A 667-nucleotide genomic window follows, 5' to 3' on the forward strand; every position below is an offset into this window, starting at 1 on the left:
TTCCGACACAGGCAAAATATGGATGGACCGCAACCTTGGAGCTTCGCAAGTAGCAACAAGCAGTAACGATGCTGATGCTTACGGGGACTTGTACCAATGGGGGCGTGCTGCCGATGGGCACGAAAGCAGAACATCAAGCAAAACAGCTACATTAGCAACAAGTGATACTCCCGGGCATGGCGATTTTATTACCAACGGCAGTAGCCCAGCCGACTGGCGTAGCTCACAAAACGACAATTTATGGCAGGGCGTAAGCGGCACCAACAACCCTTGCCCAAGTGGTTACCGCCTGCCAACAGAAGCTGAATGGGAAAACGAGCTCACGAGCTGGGACAGTAATAATTCAGCCGGTGCTTTTGCATCGCCACTTAAATTGCCCGTGGCAGGCTACCGCTACCGCAGCGATGGTTCGCTCAACAATGTGGGTTCCAGCGGCTACTATTGGTCAAGTACGGTTAGTGGTACAAACGCCAGCTACCTGTACTTCGTCGGCAGCAATGCCTACATGTACAGCCTCTACCGGGCGAGCGGCTTTAGTGTACGTTGCCTTAAGGATTGACACTTTGATTAGCGAAGCGATTTGATACTTTGTCACTTAAACTACCTGTTCCGCCTTTTCGGCGGACAGGTAGTTTTTTATAATACCCGCTTTGCGGGTCGGAATTTT

At 51.1% G+C, this 667-nt stretch carries 1 protein-coding gene; it reads left to right on the plus strand.

The window, feature by feature from the left end; all coding sequences use genetic code 11:
* Window positions 1-559: fibrobacter succinogenes major paralogous domain-containing protein (locus tag Q4Q35_RS04225; protein WP_303276692.1), on the plus strand; the 559-nt coding region annotated here is incomplete at its 5' end.
* Between the last annotated feature and the right edge of the window lie 108 nt (window positions 560-667).

This window comes from Flavivirga aquimarina (genome assembly GCF_030540835.1).
In the GTDB taxonomy this organism is placed as follows: Bacteria; Bacteroidota; Bacteroidia; order Flavobacteriales; family Flavobacteriaceae; genus Flavivirga; species Flavivirga aquimarina.